The organism is Falsiroseomonas oleicola, assembly GCF_019029495.1.
In the GTDB taxonomy this organism is placed as follows: Bacteria; Pseudomonadota; Alphaproteobacteria; order Acetobacterales; family Acetobacteraceae; genus Falsiroseomonas; species Falsiroseomonas oleicola.
Window position 1 is genome coordinate 17512 of sequence record NZ_JAERQM010000008.1, and the last position, 19379, is coordinate 36890.

Consider the following 19379-nt stretch of genomic DNA (forward strand, 5'->3'; position numbering starts at 1 on the left):
CCCGCCCGATGCTCTCTCCCTGGGTCGCGGCGCTGTCGGCCACGCTGCTGATGCAGACGGTGGGCACCTTCCTAAGCCAGGCCGTGCCCGTGGTGGCACCGCTGATGACGGCGGAGCTGGGGCTGCGGCCGGAGGCGGTGGGCAATTTCGCCAGCCTCAACACGCTGGGTGCCATCCTTTTTCTGCTGTTCGGCACGCCGCTGGTCGCCCGCTTCGGGCCGCTGCGCATGTTGCAGGCTGGCGCGGTGCTGGGCAGCGTCGCGCTGCTGGCGGCGGCGGCGGGCATCGTCTGGCTGCTGCCGCTGGCGGCGCTGCTGATGGGCATCGGCTATGGCCCGACCGGCCCGGCCGGCAGCCGCATCCTCCAGGCCACGGCGCCGCCGCGCCACCGGGTGCTGATCTTCTCCGTCAAGCAGGCCGGCGCCCCGGCCGGCGGCGCGCTGGCCGGGCTGGTCGCCGCCCCGGTCGCCGCCATCTGGGGCTGGCAGGCGGCGCTGCTGGTGGGCATCGCGGTCGCCCTGGCCTGCGCCGTGCTGATCCAGCCGCTGCGTCCCCAGTTGGATGCGGAACGGGACCCGCAAAGACCGTTGCGGGAGGCGTTTCGCCTGCGCCGCCTGGCCGCGCCGATCACCGCGCTGCGCATGCACCCGGTGCTGCCGCCGCTGACGCTTCAGGCCTTCGCCTTCGCGGCGCTTCAGGGCAGCCTGTTTGCCTTCACCGTCACCTGGCTGGTGCAGGCGCATGGCGCCAGCCTGACCGCCGCCGGCAGTGTCTTCGCCGCCATGCAACTGGCCGGCGTGGCCGGGCGGCTGGTGCTGGGCTGGGCGGCGGACCGGCTGGGGGATGCCACGCGCAGCCTGGCCATCCACGGGCTGGTCGCCGCCTTCCTGTCGCTGCTCTGGGTGCTGTTCGGGCCGCAGGCGCATTGGGCGGTGGGGCTGGTGCTGGCGGTGGCCTGCGGCTTCACCGCCGCCAGTTGGAACGGCATCTTCCTGGCCGAGGTCGCCCGCGTCTCCCCGCCCGACCGGGTGGCGGAGGCTTCCTCCGGCGCCATCCTGCTGTGTTTCCTGGGCTACCTCTCCGCGCCTTCCGCCTTCGCCTGGGCGGTGACCTCCACGGGAAGCTGGGTGCTGCCCTATCTGGTGGCCTGCGGGCTGCTGGCCGCCGTCTCCACCTTCGTCCTGATGCTTGGAGGCCGCGCCGGCAGCCGGTAAAGCTGCCCGCCTATCGACAGGGGAGCGCGGCATGGCGATCAGGCTCGGGGTGGTCGGCTTCGGCATCATGGGGGAGCGCCTGCTGCGTGCCGCCTTGGCGCCCGACCAGACGGCGGTGCGCCCGGTGGCGGTCTGGGACCCCTCCCCCAGCGCCGCCGCGCGGCTGGCGGAGATCGCGCCGGAGCTGCCGATGCTGGACAGCCCGCGGGCGGTGATCGCGGCCTGCGAGGTGCTCTACATCGCCTCCCCACCCAGCTCGCATCTGGAGCATGCCGGCGCCGCCTTCGCCGCCGGCCGCGCCGCCTTCCTGGAAAAGCCGCTGGCCGCCAACCTGGCCGCCGCGCGGGACTTCGTGGCGGCGGCCGAGGCCGGCGAGGCGCGGGCGGCGGTGAACTTCCCCATGGCCTCCTCCCCCGCCGTGGCGCAGCTTTCCGCCTGGCGGGCGGGGATCGGCGCGCCCCGCGCCCTGACACTGCGCGCCGATTTCGCCAAATGGCCGCGCGGCTGGCAGCAGGATGCGGCGAGCTGGCTGGCGAAGCGGGCGGAAGGCGGCTTCACGCGGGAGGTGCTGTCGCATTTCCTGTTCCTGACGCGCCGTCAGCTCGGCCCGCTGGTGCTGCTGGAGCGTGACGCGACCTTCCCGGCGGGCGATGGGTCGGAGATCGCGGTGCAAGCACGTCTCACCGCCGGCGGCGTCCCGGTGGATCTCGCCGGGCAGGTCGGCGGCACCGATCGCGATGAATCCAACGAATGGCGGCTGGAAGGCGAGACCGGCAGCATCCGCCTGCGCGACTGGTCCTTTGCCGAAAAGCGGGACGCCGACGGCATCTACCGCCCAGCCCCGGACGCCCTGCCGAATGAGCGCATGCGGCCCATGGTGCTGCGCGACCAGCTTTCGAAGCTGGCGGCCCTGACCCGGGGCGAGCCCCAGAACCTCGCCACATTGCGGGAGGCGCTGGAGGTGCAGGAGGTGGTGGAGGCGATCCTTGGCGGTTGACCGCCGCGCCCTGCTCGGGCTGGCGCTGCTGGCCGGCCCGGCTGTGGCGCAGGGACGGCTGGTGCCCCAGGGCGTCGCGGAGGCGGGACCCCTTCTGGACCGGCTGCGCCAGGGCGGGCTGGTGCTGTTCTTCCGCCATGCCGATACCCGCGGCCAGCCCTGCGACCGCAGCTTCCGCCTCGGCGACCGGCCTGGCCAGCGCAACCTCTCGCCGCAGGGCCGCGCGCAATCGGCGGCAATTGGCCGCCGGCTGGAGGAGCTCGGCATTCCTGTCACGCGCCCGGTGCTGGCCGGGCCGGTGTTCCGGGCGCAGGACACGGCGGAGCTGGCCTTCGGCGCCGAGCAGGTGGTGGTGACGGACAGCCTGCTGGCGGATGACTATGCCGGCGGGCGCCTCGCCTGGGTGCTGGCGGAGCATCGCCGCCTGTTCTCCGAACCCGTCCCCGCCGGCACCAACCGCGTGCTGGTCGGCCATCGCACGCCGGCCATCATGGTCGCGGGTGACAGCGTGGGCGGCCGCGCCTTCCCGGAAGGCGCGGCGCTGCTCCTGGCGCCGGGCGGTGCGGATTTCCGGGTGCTGGGCATCCTCGACATCGTGCCGCTGCCGGGTGGCGGGTTTCACGACTGCGGCTGAGAAGCGCCACGCAAGCTTCACGCCTCGATCGCCCCCAAGCCTGCTACGCGCGCCGCGGAATGTCAGCACGGATACCGATGAGCCTTCGCGATGCAGCCCTGGCCCGACGGCTGGTCCAGGCACAATTTCCGCAATGGGCCGATTTCCCGGTCTGCCCGCTGGCCGAGGGCGGGCAGAACAACCTGACTTTTCGCCTCGGCGCCCATCTGCTGATCCGCCTGCCCAGCGCCGAGCGCTATGTGGCCCAGGTGGCGAAGGAACAGGCCTGGCTGCCGCGCCTCGCGCCCCTGCTGCCCCTGCCGATTCCGCGCCCCATCGCGCTCGGCCGGCCCAGCGCGGATTTCCCCTTCCCCTGGTCGATCTACGACTGGATCGAGGGCGAGACGGCGCGGCCGGAGCGCATCGCCGATCCCTGCCGCCTCGCCGCCGATCTGGCCGGCTTCCTGCGGGTGCTGCAATCCATCACGGCGCAGGAGGGTCCGGCGGCCGGGGCGCACAACTTCCATCGCGGCGGGCAGCTCGCCGTCTATGACGGGGAAACCCGCGCGGCGATCGCGGCGCTGGGCGCGGAGATCGACGCGCCGGCGGCGACCGCGATCTGGGATGCGGCGCTGGCCTCGCGCTGGGCGGGCGCGCCGGTCTGGGTCCATGGCGATGTGGCGCCTGGCAACCTGCTGCTGCGCGCGGGGCAGCTCCACGCCGTGATCGACTTCGGCAATCTGGGCACCGGCGACCCGGCCTGCGACCTGGTGCCGGCCTGGACCATCTTCGCGGGCGCGGCGCGCCAACGGTTTCGCGACAGCCTGCCGCTCGGCGACGATACCTGGGCGCGCGCCCGTGGCTGGGCGCTGTGGAAGGCGCTGATCACCTGCCGCGCGCCGGGGCCGATCGGGGAGGCGTCGCAGCGCGTGCTGGCCGCGCTGCTGGCCGAAAGCTACACTTCGTAGTCCAGCCCGACATAATTCTCCGCCAGCGTGGTCATCGCCGCGCGGCTGGTCGCGACATAATCCAGCTCCGCCACCTGCACCCGATGCTCGAAGGCGTCGTCCCCGTCGAAGCGGTGCAGCATGGAGGTCATCCACCAGGAGAAGCGCTGGCCCTTCCAGATGCGGCGCAGGCAGATTTGCGAGTATTGCTCCAGCAGATCCGCGTCGTTCTTCGCGAAGTAGCGCTCCAGGCCGCGCGCCAGCACGCGGATATCGGCGATCGCCAGGTTCATGCCCTTGGCCCCGGTGGGCGGCACGATATGGGCGGCGTCGCCGGCGAGGAACAGCCGGCCATGGCGCATCGGCTCCACCACGTAGCTGCGCATGGCGGTGACGCCCTTCTGGAAGATCGGACCTTCCTGCAATTCCGGCCCACAGCCCAGCCGCTTGTGCAGCTCCGCCCAGATGCGGTCATCGGGCCAGAGGGAAAGGTCCTCATCCGGCGTGCATTGCAGATACATGCGCGTCACGGTCTCGCTGCGCATGGTGGCCAGCGCGAAGCCGTCGCTGTGACGGGCGTAGATCAGCTCCTCCGACACCGGCCTGGAATGGGCCAGGATGCCGAGCCAGGCGAAGGGGTAGATGCGGTCATAGGTGCGGATGATCTCCGGCGGGATGGCGCCGCGGCAGATGCCGTGGAAGCCGTCGCAGCCGCCGATGAACAGGCAATCCAGCACCTGCGCCCGGCCCTCATGCGTGAAGCTGATGCGCGGGCTGTCGGAGGTGACGTCATGCACCGCGACATCCGCCACCTCGAACAGGATCGGCGGATTGCCGGAACGGGTGCCGGCGGCGAGCCGGGCGGCGATCAGGTCCTTCACCACCTCCTGCTGCCCATAGATGGTGACGACCTTGCCGGTCAGCTCGGTCAGCGGGATGCGGTGGCCCTTGCCGTCGAAGCGCAGCTCGATGCCGTGATGCGCCAGGCCCTGGCGGTGCAGGCGCTCCCCCACCCCGGCCTCGGTCAGCGTGTCGACGCTGCCCTGTTCCAGCAGCCCGGCGCGAACCCGTTCCTCGACATAGGCGCGGGACCGGGCTTCCAGCACCACGCTGTCGATGCCCGCCAGGTGCAGCAGGTGGGACAGCAGCAGGCCGGCGGGCCCGGCGCCGATGATGCCGATCTGGGTGCGCATCGCCTCTCTCCCCTGCCGCCCCGGCCTTCAGCGGGGCGCGCCTTGAAAGCTATATAGCATAACAATTAGCCAACCAGCCCCGGCCATCAAGCGCCCTTCCCCGCCGCGCCACAAATCCGTCAAACGAATGCAACAGGGCCGGCGCATCCTGCCCGTCATGAAAGACACAACTCCCTACCGTGACCCTGCCACGGCGAAGAAGACCCTGGGGCTGGAGCCCTGCATCGATCCGACCGCCCAGGTGCGCGACAGCCAGTTCGGCATCTATACGGAAGTCGGCGCCCGCACGACGGTCGCGGAGACCAGCTTCGGCGACTATTCCTACGTCGTGCAGGACAGCCAGATCATCTACACGACGGTGGGAAAGTTCTGCTCCATCGCCAGCCATACGCGGATCAACCCCGGCAACCACCCGCTGCAGCGCGTGGCGCTGAGCCACGTCACCTATCGGGCCAGCGCCTATGGCCTGGGCGAGGATGAGGCCGGCTTCTTCGACTGGCGGCGCGAACACCATGTCACGCTGGGCCATGATGTCTGGATCGGCCATGGCGTGGTGGTGCTGCCCGGCGTCACGATCGGCACTGGCGCTGCGATCGGCGCGGGTGCGGTGGTGACGAAGGACATCCCGCCTTTCGCCATCGCGGTGGGGAATCCAGCGCGGATTCTGCGCTTCCGATTCCCGCAGGCGGTGCAGGACAGCCTGCGGCGCATCGCCTGGTGGGACTGGTCGCGCGACAAGCTGGCCGCAGGACTGGATGACATCCGTCGCTTGTCCGCAGAGCAGTTCTGCGAACGGCACGACCCGGCCTTCTGTCACAAAGACTAAGCCGAGCCGTCACAAGACGGTCGCCACTCCCCGGCTAAGCCCCGCCGCATCGAATGGAGCGGCGCAGCATGGCCAGGCGGAAAAACGTACTTCTCATCGTGGTGGATCAGTGGCGGGCGGATTTCGTGCCCGCCCTCGGCGCGGATTTCCTGCGCACGCCGAACCTGGACCGGCTGTGCCGCGAGGGTGTCACCTTCCGCAACCACGTCACCAACACCGTCCCCTGCGGCCCGGCGCGCGCCAGCCTGTTGACCGGCCTGTATCTGATGAACCATCGCGCCGTGCAGAACACGGTGCCGCTGGATGCGCGCCACACCAACCTCGGCAAGCAGCTTCGCCTGATCGGCTACGACCCGGCGCTGATCGGCTACACGACGACGACGCCGGACCCGCGCACCACCGGCCCGAAGGACCCGCGCTTCACCACGCTCGGCGATCTGATGGACGGCTTTCGCAGTGTCGGCGCCTTCGAGCCGAACATGGACGGCTATTTCGGCTGGCTCGCGCATCAGGGCTACGAACTGCCGGCGAAGCGCGAGGACATCTGGCTGCCGGAGGGTGAGGACGCCGTGCCGGGCGCGACCAACCGCCCCTCCCGCATCCCTTCGGAACTGTCGGACACGAGCTTCTTCACGGAAAAGGCGCTGACCTATCTGAAGGGCAAGGGCGAGAAGCCCTGGTTCCTGCACCTCGGCTACTACCGCCCGCATCCCCCCTTCATCGCGCCCGCGCCCTACAACACCATGTACGACCCGGCGGACATGCCGGCCCCCGTGCGCGCGCCGCGCTGGGAGGAGGAGGCGGAACAGCACCCGCTGCTGCGCCACTACCTGCGCGCCATCGGCCAGGCCAGCTTCTTCCGTGGCGGCCAGGGTGCCGGCGCGGGCCTCGACGAGGCCAGCATCCGCCAGATGCGCGCCAGCTACTGCGGCCTGATGACCGAGATCGACGACGCGCTCGGCCGCGTCTTCGCCTATCTCGAACAGACTGGGCAGTGGGATGACACGACCATCATCTTCACCTCCGACCATGGCGAGCAACTCGGCGACCATTGGCTGCTCGGCAAGCTCGGCTATTTCGACCAGAGTTTTCGGATTCCGCTGGTGGTGAAGGGCGCCGGTGCGCAGGCCGGGCTGATCGACGACACGCTGACGGAAAGCGTCGATGTGATGCCGACCATCCTCGACATCCTCGGCGGCGACGTGCCGCGCGCCTGCGACGGCCGTTCGCTGCTGCCGGTTCTGGCCGGCAACAAGCCCGCCGATTGGCGTGAGCTGCACCACTACGAATACGACTTCCGCGACATCCACTACTCCCAGCCCGAGACGGCACTGGGCCTGACGATGGACACGTCGAGCCTCTGCGTCGTGCAGGATGCCGACTACAAATACGTCCACTTCGCCGCCCTGCCGCCGCTGTTCTTCGACCTGAAGCGCGACCCGAACCAGTTCGAGAACCGCGCCGAGGATCCCGAATACGCCGCCCGCGTGAAGGACTACGCCCAGCGCGCCCTGTCGCTGCGCCTGCGCCACGCCGACCGCACGCTGACCCATTTCCGCGCCACACCGCAGGGCCTGGACGAGCGCCGCCCGGCGCCGCCCGCGCTGCGCGCCGCCGCCGAATAAGGAGAATATCGATGCAGATCTCCCGCCGCCTGATCCTCGCCGCACCGGCCGCGCTGGCCCTGCCGCGCTTCGCCATCGCGCACGGCGACAACCGCCCCTCCATCACCATCGCCGTGCAGAAGGTGGTGAACAGCAACACCCTCGAAGTGCTGCGCGAGCAGTCCAATGTGGGGGAGCGCGTGTTCTTCTCCTCGCTGTGGGAAGGGCTGATCGGCCGCGACTGGCTCGGCCAGCTCGGCGCCGTGCCGGGGCTCGCCACCGAATGGCGCCGCATCTCCGACCAGGTGGTGGAGTTGAAGCTGCGCCAGGGCGTGCGCTTCCACAATGGCGACGAGATGACGGCGGAAGACGTGGTCTTCTCCTTCTCCCGCGACCGCATGTTCGGCAATACGCTGGCGACCGCCCAGGGCCGCACCATCCCGATCGGCGAGGGCATGCCCGCGCCACGCGCCGGCAAGGAACTGCCGCCGGAGGTTCCCGCCGTCGCCCGCCGTTCCTGGCCGGCGCTGGAGCGTGTGGAGGCCGTGGACAAGTACACGGTGCGTTTCCACAACGCGACGCCGGATGTGACGCTGGAAGGCCGCCTCTCGCGCTACGGCAGCGACATCATGAGCCGCCGTGGCTTCGAGGAAGCCGCAAACTGGCTGGAATGGGCGCGCAAGCCGATCACCACCGGCCCCTATATGGTGGCCGAATATCGCCCGGACGTGTCGCTGACGCTGGTGGCGCATGACGCCTATTGGGGCGGCCGCCCGCCGCTGAAGCAGATCCGCTTCGTCGAGGTGCCGGAGGTGTCCTCCCGCATCAACGGCCTGCTCTCCGGCCAGTACCAGTTCGCCTGCGACCTGCCGCCGGACCAGATCCCGGGCATCGAGGCGAACAGCGCCTTCGAAGTGCAGGGCGGCACCATCCTGAACCATCGCCTGATCTGCTTCGACAAGAACTTCCCCGCGCTGCGCGATGCCCGCGTGCGCCGCGCGCTGACGCATGCGATGGACCGCCAGGCGATCGTGGACAGCCTCTGGGCCGGGCGCACGGAAGTGCCGAAGGGTCTCCAGTGGCCCTATTACGACCAGATGTTCCACGCCGACTGGTCCGTGCCCGCCTTCGACCCGGCACTCGCCCGCCGCCTGCTGCGCGAGGCGAACTATCGCGGTGAGCCGATCCCCTATCGCCTGCTGAACAACTACTACACCAACCAGAATGCGACGGCGCAGGTGCTGGTCGAGATGTGGCGCCAGGTCGGCCTGAACGTGCAGATCGAGATGAAGGAGAACTGGTCGCAGATCCTGGAGCGCAGCCCGACGCGCGCCGTGCGCGACTGGTCCAACAGCGCCCCCTTCAACGACCCGGTCTCCTCGCTGGTGAACCAGCACGGCCCGAACGGCCAGCAGCAGCAGGTCGGCGAATGGACGAATGAGGAGATGAACCGCCTGTCGGTCGAGCTGGAAACCAGCACCGACCGCCCGCGCCGCCGCGCCGTCTTCCGCCGCATGCTGGAGATCGCGGAGCGCGAGGACCCGGCCTATACCGTGATCCACCAGAACGCGACCTTCACGGCGAAGCGCAAGGATATCCGCTGGAAGGCGAGCCCAGCCTTCGCGATGGATTTCCGCGCCACCAACTGGGGGGCCTGATCCATGCTCCGCCGCCGCACCCTGCTGGCCGCCGCGCCGATCGGCGCGGCGGCGGCCACCTTGCCGCGCTTCGCCATCGCCCAGGGCGACCAGCGCCCCGTCATCACCATCGCCGTGCAGAAGATCGCCAATAACGGCACGCTGGATATCATTCGCGAAGCCAGCAATGTCGGCACGCGGTGGTACAACCTGTTCGGCGAGCCGCTGATCGACACGGACTGGACGGGCGATCTCGCCTTGCGCCCGGGCCTGGCCAGCGCCTGGCGCCGCATCGATGACCGCACCGTCGAGATCGATCTGCGCGACGATGTCCGCTTCCATGACGGCACAAGGCTGACCGCCGAAGACGTGGCCTTCACCTTCAGCGCGGAACGCATGTTCGGCCGCGAGGGCCTGGCCGGCCCCGCCGCGCCGCCGCCCGAAGTCGTGGCTGGTGCACGCGGCACCTTCCCGGGATTCGAGAAGGTGGAAGTGCTCGGCCCACACCGGCTCCGCTGGGTCAACCGCACCGGTGACGTGACGCTGGAAGGCCGCCTTTCGCACCGCGCCGGCAGCATCTTCCCTGCGGAGGCCTTTGCGCGCGCCGGTGGCTGGAGCCGCTTCGCCCAATCACCGATCGGCACCGGCCCCTATCGTGTCGCCGAATGGCGCATCGACAGCCGTCTGGTGCTGGAAGCCTTCGACGACTACTGGGGCGGCCGCCCGCCGATCCGCCAGATACGCTTCCTGGAAGTGCCGGAGCTGTCCTCCCGCATCAACGGCATGTTCGCCGGCGAATACGACTTCGCCTGCGACATCACGCCCGACCAGATCGCGACCATCGAGCGTGATCCGCGCTTCGAGGTGGTGGGTGGCGTCATCATGAACCACCGCGTCACGCATTTCGACACGACGCATCCGGTGCTGGAGAACCCTCTGGTCCGCCGCGCGATGACGCATGCTGTGGACCGCAAGGCCATCGTCGACAGCCTCTGGGCCGGCCGCACCGAAATCCCCGCCGGCCTTCAATTCCCCTTCTTCGAGGGCATGATGGCGCAGGGCTGGTCCGTGCCGCGCTTCGACGTCACGGAAGCCCGCCGCCTGCTGCGCGAGGCGAATTACCGCGGCGATCCGATCCCCTATCGCATGCTGAACAACTACTACACCAACCAGACCTCCACCGGTCAGGTGATGATGGAGATGTGGCGCGCCGCGGGGCTGAATGTCGAAATGCAGATGGTGGAGAATTGGGGCCAGGCGCAGGCCGCCGGCCCCGGCCGCGGCATGTTCGAACACTCCGTCACCGCCTTCTTCAACGACCCCGTCTCCTTCGTTCCCACCACCTATGGTCCGCGCGGCTCGCTCAGCCGCAACGGCATGTGGAAGAATGCCGAGTTCATGGCGCTGGTCCCGCAGCTGGAATCCGGCACGGACCGCACGCGCCGCGCCGCCATCTGGGCGCGCATGCTCCAGATCATGGAACGCGAGGACCCGGTGGTGAACGTCATCCACCAGACCGCCAACTTCACCGCGAAACGCCGCAACATCACCTGGCGTCCCGCGAAATCCTTCGTGATGGATTTCCGCCGCCAGAACTGGGGGGCCTGAGCCCATGAAACTGTCCCGTCGTTCCGCGCTGAAACTGGGCGCCGGCCTGCCTGTCGCGCTGGCCGCGCCCGCTTTGGCGCAAGCCGATACACGCCCGGTCATCACCATCGCGGTGCAGGAGATCACCAACTCCAACATGCTGGAGATGCTGACGGAACAATCCAATGTCGGCACCCGCATCTTTCGCAACTATGTGGAGCCGCTGGTCGATACGGACTGGATCGGCGACATGGCGATGCGCCCTGGCCTGGCCAGCGCCTGGCGCCGCATCGACGACCGCAGCGTCGAATTCACGCTGCGCGATGGCGTGCGCTTCCACAATGGCGATCCGCTGACGGCGGAGGAGGTTGCCTTCTCCTTCGGCCCCGAACGCATGTGGGGTGGCAGCGAGGGCGGCAAGGCGCCGCCCGCCGGCGGCGCGCAGACCGCACGCCGCATCTTCCCGGGCTTCGAGAAGATGGAGGTGGTGGATGCGCGCACCGTCCGCTTCATCAACCGCACGCCTGACCTGACGCTGGAAGGCCAGATGGCGCGCACCGCCGCCGTCATCGCCAATCGCCGCGCCTTCGAGGCCGCGCCGAGCTGGCAGGACTGGGCGCGCAAGCCGGTGGGCACCGGCCCCTATGTCGTTGCCGACTTCCGGCCCGGCCAGATGCTGGTACTGGAAGCCTTTGACCACCACTGGCAGGGCCGCCCGCCGATCCGCCGGCTGCGCTTCGTACAGGTTCCCGAAGTCGCCTCCCGCATCAATGCGTTGCTGTCCGGCGAGGTGGATTTCGCCTGCGACATTCCGCCCGACCAGATCGTGCAGATCGAACGCAATCCTCGCTTCGAGGTCGCCGGCGGCCCGATCAACAACACCCGCATCATCTGCTTCGACCAGCAGCACCCGTCGCTCGCCAATCCGCTGGTCCGTCGTGCCCTGACCCACAGCATTGACCGTCAGTCGATCGTGGAGGCGCTGTGGGCCGGGCGCATCGACATCCCGCGTGGCCTGCAATGGGACTTCTACGGCGACATGCTGGTCTCAGACTGGCAGGTGCCGCGCTTCGACATGGCTGAGGCGCGCCGCCTGCTGCGTGAGGCGAATTATCGTGGCGAGCCGATCCCCTATCGCTGCCTGAACAACTACTACACCAACCAGACCGCGACGGCGCAGATCCTGGTCGAAGGCTGGCGCGCGGTCGGCCTCAATGTGCAGCTCCAGATGATGGAGAATTGGGGCCAGATCACCGGCCGTGCGACGCAGCCCGGCATCCGCGACTGGTCGCAATCCTCCACCCTGCCCGATCCGGCCGCGCAGATGGTGCCCAATTACGGCCGCGGTGGCGCGCCCTGGGTGCGCGGCGAATGGCGCAACGAGGAGTTCGGAACACTCGCCGCCGAATTGCAGTCCAGCGTCGATCGCCCGCGTCGGCGCCAGGCCTGGCGGCGAATGCTTCAGATCATTGAGCGCGAGGACCCTGCCTATACCGTCCTGCATCGGAACGGAAACTTCACCGCCAAGCGCCGCGACATCGCCTGGCGCGCCGCGCAGTCCTTCGTGATGGATTTCCGCGGCAGCAATTGGGGAGCCTGAACATGACCACCCTCACCCGCCGCGGCGCCTTCGGGCTCGCCGGCGCCTCGCTGATCCTGCCGCGCTTCGCGATTGCGCAGGCGGACCAGCGTCCGACCATCACCATCGCGGTGCAGAAGCTGGCGAACACCAACACGCTGGAGCCGCTGCGCGAGCAGTCCAATGTCGGCACGCGCACCTGGCACAGCTATGCCGAGACGCTGATCGAGCAGAGCTGGACCGGCGATCTCGGCCTGAAGCCGGCGCTCGCCGAATCCTGGCGCCGCATCGACGACCGCACGGTGGAGCTCTCGCTGCGCCGCGGCGTCCGCTTCCATGACGGGCGGGAGATGACGGCGGAAGACGTCGCCTTCTCCTTCAGCGCGGAACGCATGGGCTGGGGCATGACGGTGGAGCAGGCGCGCAACCTGTTCGCCGTGATCCCTGGCCAGAACCCCGGCCGCACACCGCCGCCCGAGGTGCTCGCCGTGGCGCGCCGCACCTATCCGGCCTTCGAGCGCATCGAGATCGTGGACCGCCACACGGTGCGCTTCGTGAACAAGGTGCCCGACGTCACGCTGGAAGGCCGCATCAGCCGCAATGTCGGCGCGATCTTCTCCCGCCACGCCTTCGAGCAGTCTGCCTCCTGGCTCGACTGGGCGCGCCGACCCATCGGCACGGGCCCCTATCGCGTCGCGGAATTCCGCCCCGACCAGTCGCTGATCCTGGAAGCCTTCGACGATTACTGGGGTGGCCGCCCGCCGATCGCGCGGCTGCGCTTCATGGAAGTTCCGGAGGTGGCGTCGCGCATCAACATGCTGTTGTCCGGCGAGGCCGACTTCGCCTGCGACATGCCGCCCGACCAGATCGTTCAGATCGAACGCAACCCGCGCCACCAGGTGGTCGGCGGCCCGATCATGAACCATCGGCTGACAGTGTTCGACAAGAACCACCCGGTGCTCGCCAACCCGCTGGTGCGCCGCGCCTTCACCCACAGCATCGACCGCGACGCCATCACCGCGGCGCTGTGGGACAGCCGCGCGCCGGTGCCGAAGGGGCTGCAATTCCCCTTCTATGGCGAGATGTTCCACCAGGATTGGGAAGCACCGAAGTTCGACCTCGCCGAGGCACGCCGCCTGCTGCGCGAGGCGAACTATCGCGGCGAGGCCATCCCCTATCGCCTGCTGAACAACTACTACACCAACCAGACGCCGACCGCGCAGATCCTGGTGGAAGGCTGGCGCCAGGTCGGGCTGAACGTGCAGATCGAGATGCGCGAGAATTTCCCGCAGGTGCTGTCGCGCGAAGGCCAGCGTGGCGTGCGGGACTGGTCGAACAGCGCCAGCTTCAACGACCCCACCGCCTCCATCACCGCGCAGCACGGGCCGCAGGGCCAGCAATGGCAGATCGGCGAATGGCGCAACGAGGAATTCGGCCGCCTGTCCGGTGAGCTGGAGACCAGCACCGACCGCGCCCGTCGCCGTGTGGTGTTCCGCCGCCTGCTGGAAATCGCGGAGCGCGAGGACCCCGCCTACACCGTGCTGCACCAGTCGGTGAACCTGACGGCCAAGCGCCGCGACATCGCCTGGAACGCGGCGCAATCCTTCGCCATGGATTTCCGCAGCCGGAACTGGGGAGCCTGAACATGACCAAGATCTCCCGCCGTGCCCTTCTCGCGGCACCGACGCTGCTGGCGATGCCGGCCATCGCGCAGAGCGATGACCGGCCGACGCTGACGATTGCCGTGCAGAAGCTGTCGAATTCCAACACCTTCGAGCCGCCGCGCGAACAATCCAATGTCGGCTTCCGCATCCATGGCCTCTATGCGGAGCAGTTGGTCGGCACGAACTGGCTCGGCAATGCGGAGCTGGTTCCGGGCCTTGCCACCGAATGGCGCCGTCCGGATGCCTCCACGCTGGAACTCACGCTGCGGCAGGGCGTGCGCTTCCATGACGGGCGGGAGATGACGGCGGAAGATGTCGCCTTCTCCTTCGGCGAGCGCCTGTTCGGCACGCAGGGCGCAGCCGGCACGGGGCGATCCGGCGTACTGGCAGGCACCGCGACCAAGGAGCCGCCGGCCGAGGTGGTCGCCGTCAGCCGCCGCACCTATCCGGGTCTGGAGCGGATCGAGATCACAGGTCGCAACACGCTGCGCTTCATCAACCGCACGCCGGATGTGACGCTGGAAGGCCGCCTGGCACAGAGCGTCGGCGCCATCCTCTCCCGCCAGGCTTTCGCCGCCGCGCCGAGCTGGCTGGAATGGGGCCGCGCGCCCGTCGGCACGGGCCCCTACCGCATCGCGGACTTCCGCCCCGACACCTCCCTCGTCATGGAAGCGCATGACAGCTACTGGGGCGGCCGACCGCCCGCGCGGCGCCTGCGCTTCGTCGAGGTGCCGGAAGTCTCCGGCCGGGTGAACGGCCTGTTCTCCGGCGAATATGACTTCGCCTGCGACATTCCGCCCGACCAGATCAGCGTCGTGGAGCGCAACAGCCGCTTCGAGGTGCTGGGCAGCCCGATCAACAACATCCGCAAGCTGGCCTTTGACAAGACCAACCCGGTGCTGGCCGATGCGCGCATCCGCCGTGCCATGACCCATGCCATCGACCGGCGCGTGCTGGTGGAGACGCTCTGGGCCGGGCGCACCGCGATTCCGCGCGGCATGCAGCTGGAAAGCTACGGCGCCATGTATCTCCCGGATTGGGAGAATCCGCGCTTCGACCCGGCGGAGGCACGCCGCCTGCTGCGGGAGGCGAACTACCAGGGCCAGCCGATCACCTATCGCCTGCTGAACAACTACTACACCAATCAGGTGGCCAGCGGGCAGATCGCCGTCGAGATGTGGCGCGCCGTGGGCCTGAACGTGCAGATCGAGATGCTGGAGAACTTCCCGCAGGTCACCGCCCGCACCCCGGGGCGCGGCGTTCGAGATTGGTCCAATACCTCCATTTTCGGCGACCCGGTCGCCGGCATCCTGCGCAGCTTCGGCCCGCGCACGGAATCCGAGCGCAACGGCGAATGGGCCAATGAGGATTTCAACCGCGTCGCCACCGCGCTGGAGGCCGAGACCGACATCGCCCGCCGCCGCGAGCTGTTCCGCCGCCTGCTGACCATCGTGGAGCGGGAGGACCCGGGCTACATCGTGCTGCACCAGGCGGCCGCCTTCACGGCGAAGCGCAAGGACATCCAGTGGCGCGCCGCGAATGGCTGGGCGATGGTCTTCGGCCCCGGCAATCTGCGGGTCGGCGCATGAGCGCGCCGCTCGTCTCCCTCAAGGGCCTGCGCGTCAGCTTCGATGGGCAGGCTGCGCTGCGCGGCATCGACCTGGATGTCGCGCCCGGCGAATCCGTGGGCCTTGTCGGTGAATCCGGCTGCGGCAAGTCCGTCACCTGGCTCGCGGCGCTGGGCCTGCTGCCCGGCCGCGCCAGCATCTCCGGCAGCGTTAAGCTGGATGGCCAGGAGTTGTTGCCGGCGCGCCCGCAGGTGCTCGACCGCGTGCGCGGCGGCCGTATCGCCATGATCTTCCAGGACCCCGCGAGCAGCCTCAACCCCGTGCACCGCATCGGCAAGCAGATCACGGAGGCGCTGCGCCTGCATCGTGGCATGAATGGCGCCGAGGCCCGCGCCGAGGCGAAGCGGCTGCTCGACCAGGTCGGCATCCCCGACGCCGCGCGCCGCCTCGATGCCTGGCCGCACGAACTCTCCGGCGGGCAGAATCAGCGCGTGATGATCGCCATCGCGCTGGCCGGCCGGCCGGAACTGCTGGTGGCGGATGAGCCCACCACGGCGCTCGACGTCACCATCCAGGCGCAGATCCTGACCCTGCTGCAGGAGCTGCGGCGGGAGACGGGGATGGCGCTGGTGCTGATCTCGCACGACCTCGGCGTGGTCGCCGATAGCTGCGAGCGGGTCTGCGTGATGTATGCGGGACGCATCGTCGAACAGGTGCCCACCGCGCGGCTGTTCGAGGCGCCGGCGCATCCCTACACCCGCGGCCTGCTCGGCGCCCTGCCGCCGCTGCATGGGCCGCGCCGCCCGCTTTCCGCCATTCCCGGTGGCGTGCCGGAGCCCTGGGCGATGCCGACCGGCTGCGCCTTCGCGCCGCGCTGCGCCATGCATGTCTCCGCATGTGATGCCAATGTGCCGGAGCAGGTCAGCCTCGCGCGCAACCACCGCGCCGCCTGCATCCGCGCCACCCTCCCAGCCCCGCATCCGGAGACCGTCTACGCATGAGGAAGGATGGGGAACTGCTCGTCGCGCAAGGCATCACGCGTCGCTACGCGATGCGGCGCGGCGTGATGGGCAAGTCGGTCGAGGTGCGCGCCGTCGATGGCGTCTCCCTGACGCTGGAGCGGGGCCGCACGCTGGGACTCGTGGGCGAATCCGGCTGTGGCAAATCCACCACCGGTCGCCTGGTGCTGGGGCTGGAGCGGCCGGATGACGGCAGCGTGGCCTTCGAGGGCCGCCCCATGCCAACGCCCAACACGCAGGAGTGGCGCAAGCTTCGCGCGCGCATGCAGATGGTGTTCCAGGACCCGCTGGGGGCGCTTGACCGGCGCCTGCCGATCGGTGCGCAGGTGATGGAACCGCTGGAGATCCACAACGTCGGCACGCCCGCCGAACGAAAGGAGCGCGTCGCCGAATTGCTGCGTGGCGTCGGCCTGCGGCCGGACCAGGCGGAGCGCTATCCGCACGAACTCTCGGGCGGGCAGCGCCAGCGCGCCGTGCTGGCGCGTGCGCTCGCCACCAACCCCGCCATGCTGGTCTGCGACGAGCCGATCAGCGCGCTGGATGTCTCGATCCAGGCGCAGGTGATGAACCTGCTGGTGGAGCTGCAATCCCGCCTTGGCCTCGGCATCCTGTTCATCAGCCACGATCTGCGGGCCGTGCGGCAGGTGAGCCATCGCGTGGCCGTGATGTATCTCGGCCGCATCGTCGAGGAGGGCGAGCCGGACGAGGTGCTGCACGACCCGGCGCACCCCTATGCCCAGGCGCTCGTCTCCGCGATTCCGCATCCTGGCAAGATCGGCCGCGGCATCGTGCTGCAGGGCGACCCGCCCAATCCGGCCGACCGTCCCTCCGGCTGCGCCTTCCATCCGCGCTGCGCCTTCGCCTCCGCGCTCTGCGCACGCGAAACCCCTGTGCTGAAGCCGCGCTCCGGCGACGGCCGCCTCGTGGCCTGCCACGTCGCCCAGGGTGAGATCGCCCCCGGCAATCTGCAAAAGGCCGCCTGACATGATGCGATTCTTCGCCAGCCGCCTGCTGCGCGCCGCCATCACCATCGTGATGGTGGTGACTTTCGCCTTCATCGTGCTGCGCCTGTCCGGTGACCCCGCGCAGATCATTATGGGCGCCGATGCCCCGCCCGAGGCGGTGGACGCCTTCCGCACGGCCTGGGGCCTCGATCAGCCCGTGTGGCTGCAGTACTTTCACTATTTTGGTGCCATCTTTCAGGGCGACCTCGGGCGTTCCATGCGTGACGGGCGCGATGCCATCGTGCTGGTGACGGAGCGGATTCCAGCCACCCTGGCGCTGACCATCCCCGCGCTCATCATCAAGCTCGGCCTCGGCATTCCCGCCGGCATCACCGCGGCGCTGCACCGCAACTCCTTCATCGACCGCGCCGTGATGCTGCTGGCGGTCGCCGGCTTCACCGTGCCGTCCTTCGTGCTCGGGTTGTTGCTGGTGCTGGTCTTTGCCGTGCAGCTCGGCTGGCTGCCCTCCGGCGGGCAGGAAAGCTGGCGCCACGCCATCCTGCCCATCATCACCATGGGTGTCGGCGGCGCCGCCGTGCTGGCGCGCTTCACCCGGTCCGCGATGCTCGAAGTGCTCGGCCAGCCCTATATCCGCACGGCCTCCGCCAAGGGCGTGCCGTGGCGCTCGGTGGTCTGGGGGCACGCCCTGCCCAACGCCGCCATCCCCACCGTCACCATCGTGGGCTTCATGGTCGGCAGCCTGATCGCCGGCGCCGTCGTCGTCGAAAGCGTCTTCTCCTGGCCCGGTGTCGGGCGCCTGCTCGTCGTCGCCGTCGCCAACCGGGACCTCGCCGTCGTGCAATGCATCCTGCTGCTGGTCGCGGCCACCATGGTCACCGCCAATCTGGTGGTGGACCTGCTCTACGGCCTGCTCGACCCGCGACTTCGCAACCAACCCAAGCGCGCGGCGGCCTGAACCATGTCCGACATCACCGCCCCCCTCACCCTGCCCACCACCGCGCCCCGCAAGGCGCGGCCGCTGCCACCGCCGATGGTGATCTTCGGCCTGGTCTGGCTGGCCGCCATGCTCGCCACCGCGCTGCTGGCCGATGTCATCAGCCCCTATGCCTATACCGCGCTCGACCTGCGCAACCGCCTCTCGCCCCCCATCGGCATGGGCGGCACCTGGCTGCACCCGCTCGGCACGGACGAACTCGGCCGCGATGTGCTGGCACGCCTGATCTACTCGATCCGCATGAGCCTTCTCATCGCCTTCGGCGCCACCATCATCGGCGCCGTGGTCGGTACCACCCTCGGCTTCCTCGCCGCCCACTTCCGCGGCTTCGTGGAACAGGTGGTGCTGGCGCTGGTCGACTTCTCGGCCAGCCTGCCCTTCCTGATCCTGGCGCTGTCCGTCCTCGCCTTCTTCGGCAACTCGATGGTGCTGTTCATCTGCCTGCTCGGCTTCCACGCCTGGGAACGCTACGCCCGCATCGCCCGCGGCCTGGCGATCTCCGCCAACGGCCAGGGCTACGCTGCCGCAGTGCGCCAACTCGGCGCCACCCCCTGGCGGATCTACGGGCGCCACGTGCTGCCGAACATCGCCTCCACCCTCATCGTCTCGATGACCCTCGCCTTCCCGGAAATCATCCTGCTGGAATCCGGCCTCTCCTTCCTCGGCCTCGGCGTGCAACCGCCCGCCACCTCCCTCGGCTCCATGGTCGGCTACGGCCGCGAATACCTGACCCGCGCCCCCTGGATCCTGCTCGCCCCGGCCTTCACCATCATCCTGACCACCCTCTCCGTCTCCCTCCTCGGCGACTGGCTCCGCGACCGCCTCGACCCGACCCTGCGGTGAGGAGGGTTGCGCGGGTGGTTTGCAAGGAGGGCTCTGCCCTCCCTGCACCCTCCCGCGAAGGGGCAGTGGCCCCTTCGATCCCTTGGATGAGGGGTAGGCGAGAGGAGGGGCACGGAGCGACCGCTTGTC

General features: G+C 69.3%; 16 protein-coding genes. 15 read left to right on the forward strand and 1 reads right to left on the reverse strand.

Annotation, left to right across the window (positions count from 1 at the left end):
* The first annotated feature begins 8 nt into the window (after window positions 1–8).
* The 4 genes from JJQ90_RS22290 (at window position 9) to JJQ90_RS22305 (ending at window position 3792) form a co-directional block, all read left to right on the forward strand.
* A complete protein-coding gene (locus JJQ90_RS22290) occupies window positions 9–1214 on the forward strand; it encodes an MFS transporter (RefSeq protein WP_216878489.1) in 1206 nt (401 codons plus the stop codon).
* Between the two features lie 31 nt (window positions 1215–1245).
* Window positions 1246–2211, forward strand: coding sequence for a Gfo/Idh/MocA family oxidoreductase (locus tag JJQ90_RS22295; RefSeq protein ID WP_216878490.1), 966 nt, complete (start codon window positions 1246–1248; stop codon window positions 2209–2211).
* Window positions 2201–2845 carry a histidine phosphatase family protein gene (locus JJQ90_RS22300; protein ID WP_216878491.1) on the forward strand — a complete coding sequence of 215 codons (645 nt, stop codon included), beginning with the start codon at window positions 2201–2203 and terminating at the stop codon, window positions 2843–2845. The genes JJQ90_RS22295 and JJQ90_RS22300 overlap by 11 nt, the downstream gene beginning before the upstream one ends.
* A 77-nt stretch (window positions 2846–2922) precedes the next feature.
* Window positions 2923–3792: an aminoglycoside phosphotransferase family protein gene (locus tag JJQ90_RS22305; protein WP_216878492.1), complete on the forward strand. Its 870-nt coding sequence runs from the start codon at window positions 2923–2925 to the stop codon at window positions 3790–3792.
* Here the strand turns inward: JJQ90_RS22305 and JJQ90_RS22310 are convergent.
* On the reverse strand, window positions 3780–4964 hold the full coding sequence (locus JJQ90_RS22310) for a 4-hydroxybenzoate 3-monooxygenase (protein WP_216878493.1): 1185 nt from the start codon (window positions 4962–4964) through the stop codon (window positions 3780–3782). The two genes, JJQ90_RS22305 and JJQ90_RS22310, sit on opposite strands and share 13 nt — an antisense overlap.
* Before the next feature lie 157 nt (window positions 4965–5121).
* Between JJQ90_RS22310 and JJQ90_RS22315 the strand changes: the two genes are divergently transcribed.
* The 11 genes from JJQ90_RS22315 to JJQ90_RS22365 all read left to right on the forward strand — a co-directional run bounded on the left by JJQ90_RS22315 (window position 5122) and on the right by JJQ90_RS22365 (window position 19250).
* Window positions 5122–5790, forward strand: coding sequence for an LbetaH domain-containing protein (locus JJQ90_RS22315; RefSeq protein ID WP_216878494.1), 669 nt, complete (start codon window positions 5122–5124; stop codon window positions 5788–5790).
* A gap of 68 nt (window positions 5791–5858) precedes the next feature.
* A complete protein-coding gene (pehA, locus tag JJQ90_RS22320; protein ID WP_216878495.1) occupies window positions 5859–7415 on the forward strand; it encodes a phosphoric/sulfuric ester hydrolase PehA in 1557 nt (518 codons plus the stop codon).
* Between the two features lie 11 nt (window positions 7416–7426).
* On the forward strand, window positions 7427–9052 hold the full coding sequence (locus tag JJQ90_RS22325; RefSeq protein ID WP_216878496.1) for an ABC transporter substrate-binding protein: 1626 nt from the start codon (window positions 7427–7429) through the stop codon (window positions 9050–9052).
* Window positions 9053–9055: 3 nt separating this feature from the next.
* A complete protein-coding gene (locus JJQ90_RS22330; RefSeq protein ID WP_216878497.1) occupies window positions 9056–10639 on the forward strand; it encodes an ABC transporter substrate-binding protein in 1584 nt (527 codons plus the stop codon).
* 4 nt (window positions 10640–10643) lie between these two features.
* The gene (locus tag JJQ90_RS22335; RefSeq protein ID WP_216878498.1) at window positions 10644–12218 is read left to right on the forward strand and encodes an ABC transporter substrate-binding protein; all 1575 of its coding nucleotides are present in this window, start codon (window positions 10644–10646) and stop codon (window positions 12216–12218) included.
* Between the two features lie 2 nt (window positions 12219–12220).
* Complete coding sequence (locus JJQ90_RS22340; protein ID WP_216878499.1) at window positions 12221–13840, forward strand: ABC transporter substrate-binding protein; 1620 nt, start codon at window positions 12221–12223, stop codon at window positions 13838–13840.
* A 2-nt stretch (window positions 13841–13842) separates the two neighbouring features.
* Window positions 13843–15450, forward strand: a complete 1608-nt coding sequence (locus tag JJQ90_RS22345; protein WP_216878500.1) for an ABC transporter substrate-binding protein — start codon at window positions 13843–13845, stop codon at window positions 15448–15450.
* Entirely contained in the window at window positions 15447–16430 is a 984-nt protein-coding gene (locus JJQ90_RS22350; RefSeq protein WP_216878501.1) for an ABC transporter ATP-binding protein, read from the forward strand. The genes JJQ90_RS22345 and JJQ90_RS22350 overlap by 4 nt, the downstream gene beginning before the upstream one ends.
* Window positions 16427–17431: an ABC transporter ATP-binding protein gene (locus tag JJQ90_RS22355; protein ID WP_216878502.1), complete on the forward strand. Its 1005-nt coding sequence runs from the start codon at window positions 16427–16429 to the stop codon at window positions 17429–17431. The genes JJQ90_RS22350 and JJQ90_RS22355 overlap by 4 nt, the downstream gene beginning before the upstream one ends.
* Before the next feature lies 1 nt (window position 17432).
* On the forward strand, window positions 17433–18368 hold the full coding sequence (locus tag JJQ90_RS22360) for an ABC transporter permease (protein ID WP_216878503.1): 936 nt from the start codon (window positions 17433–17435) through the stop codon (window positions 18366–18368).
* 3 nt (window positions 18369–18371) lie between these two features.
* Window positions 18372–19250 (forward strand): ABC transporter permease, encoded by an 879-nt coding sequence (locus tag JJQ90_RS22365; RefSeq protein WP_216878504.1) that lies wholly within the window; start codon window positions 18372–18374, stop codon window positions 19248–19250.
* Window positions 19251–19379: the final 129 nt, after the last annotated feature.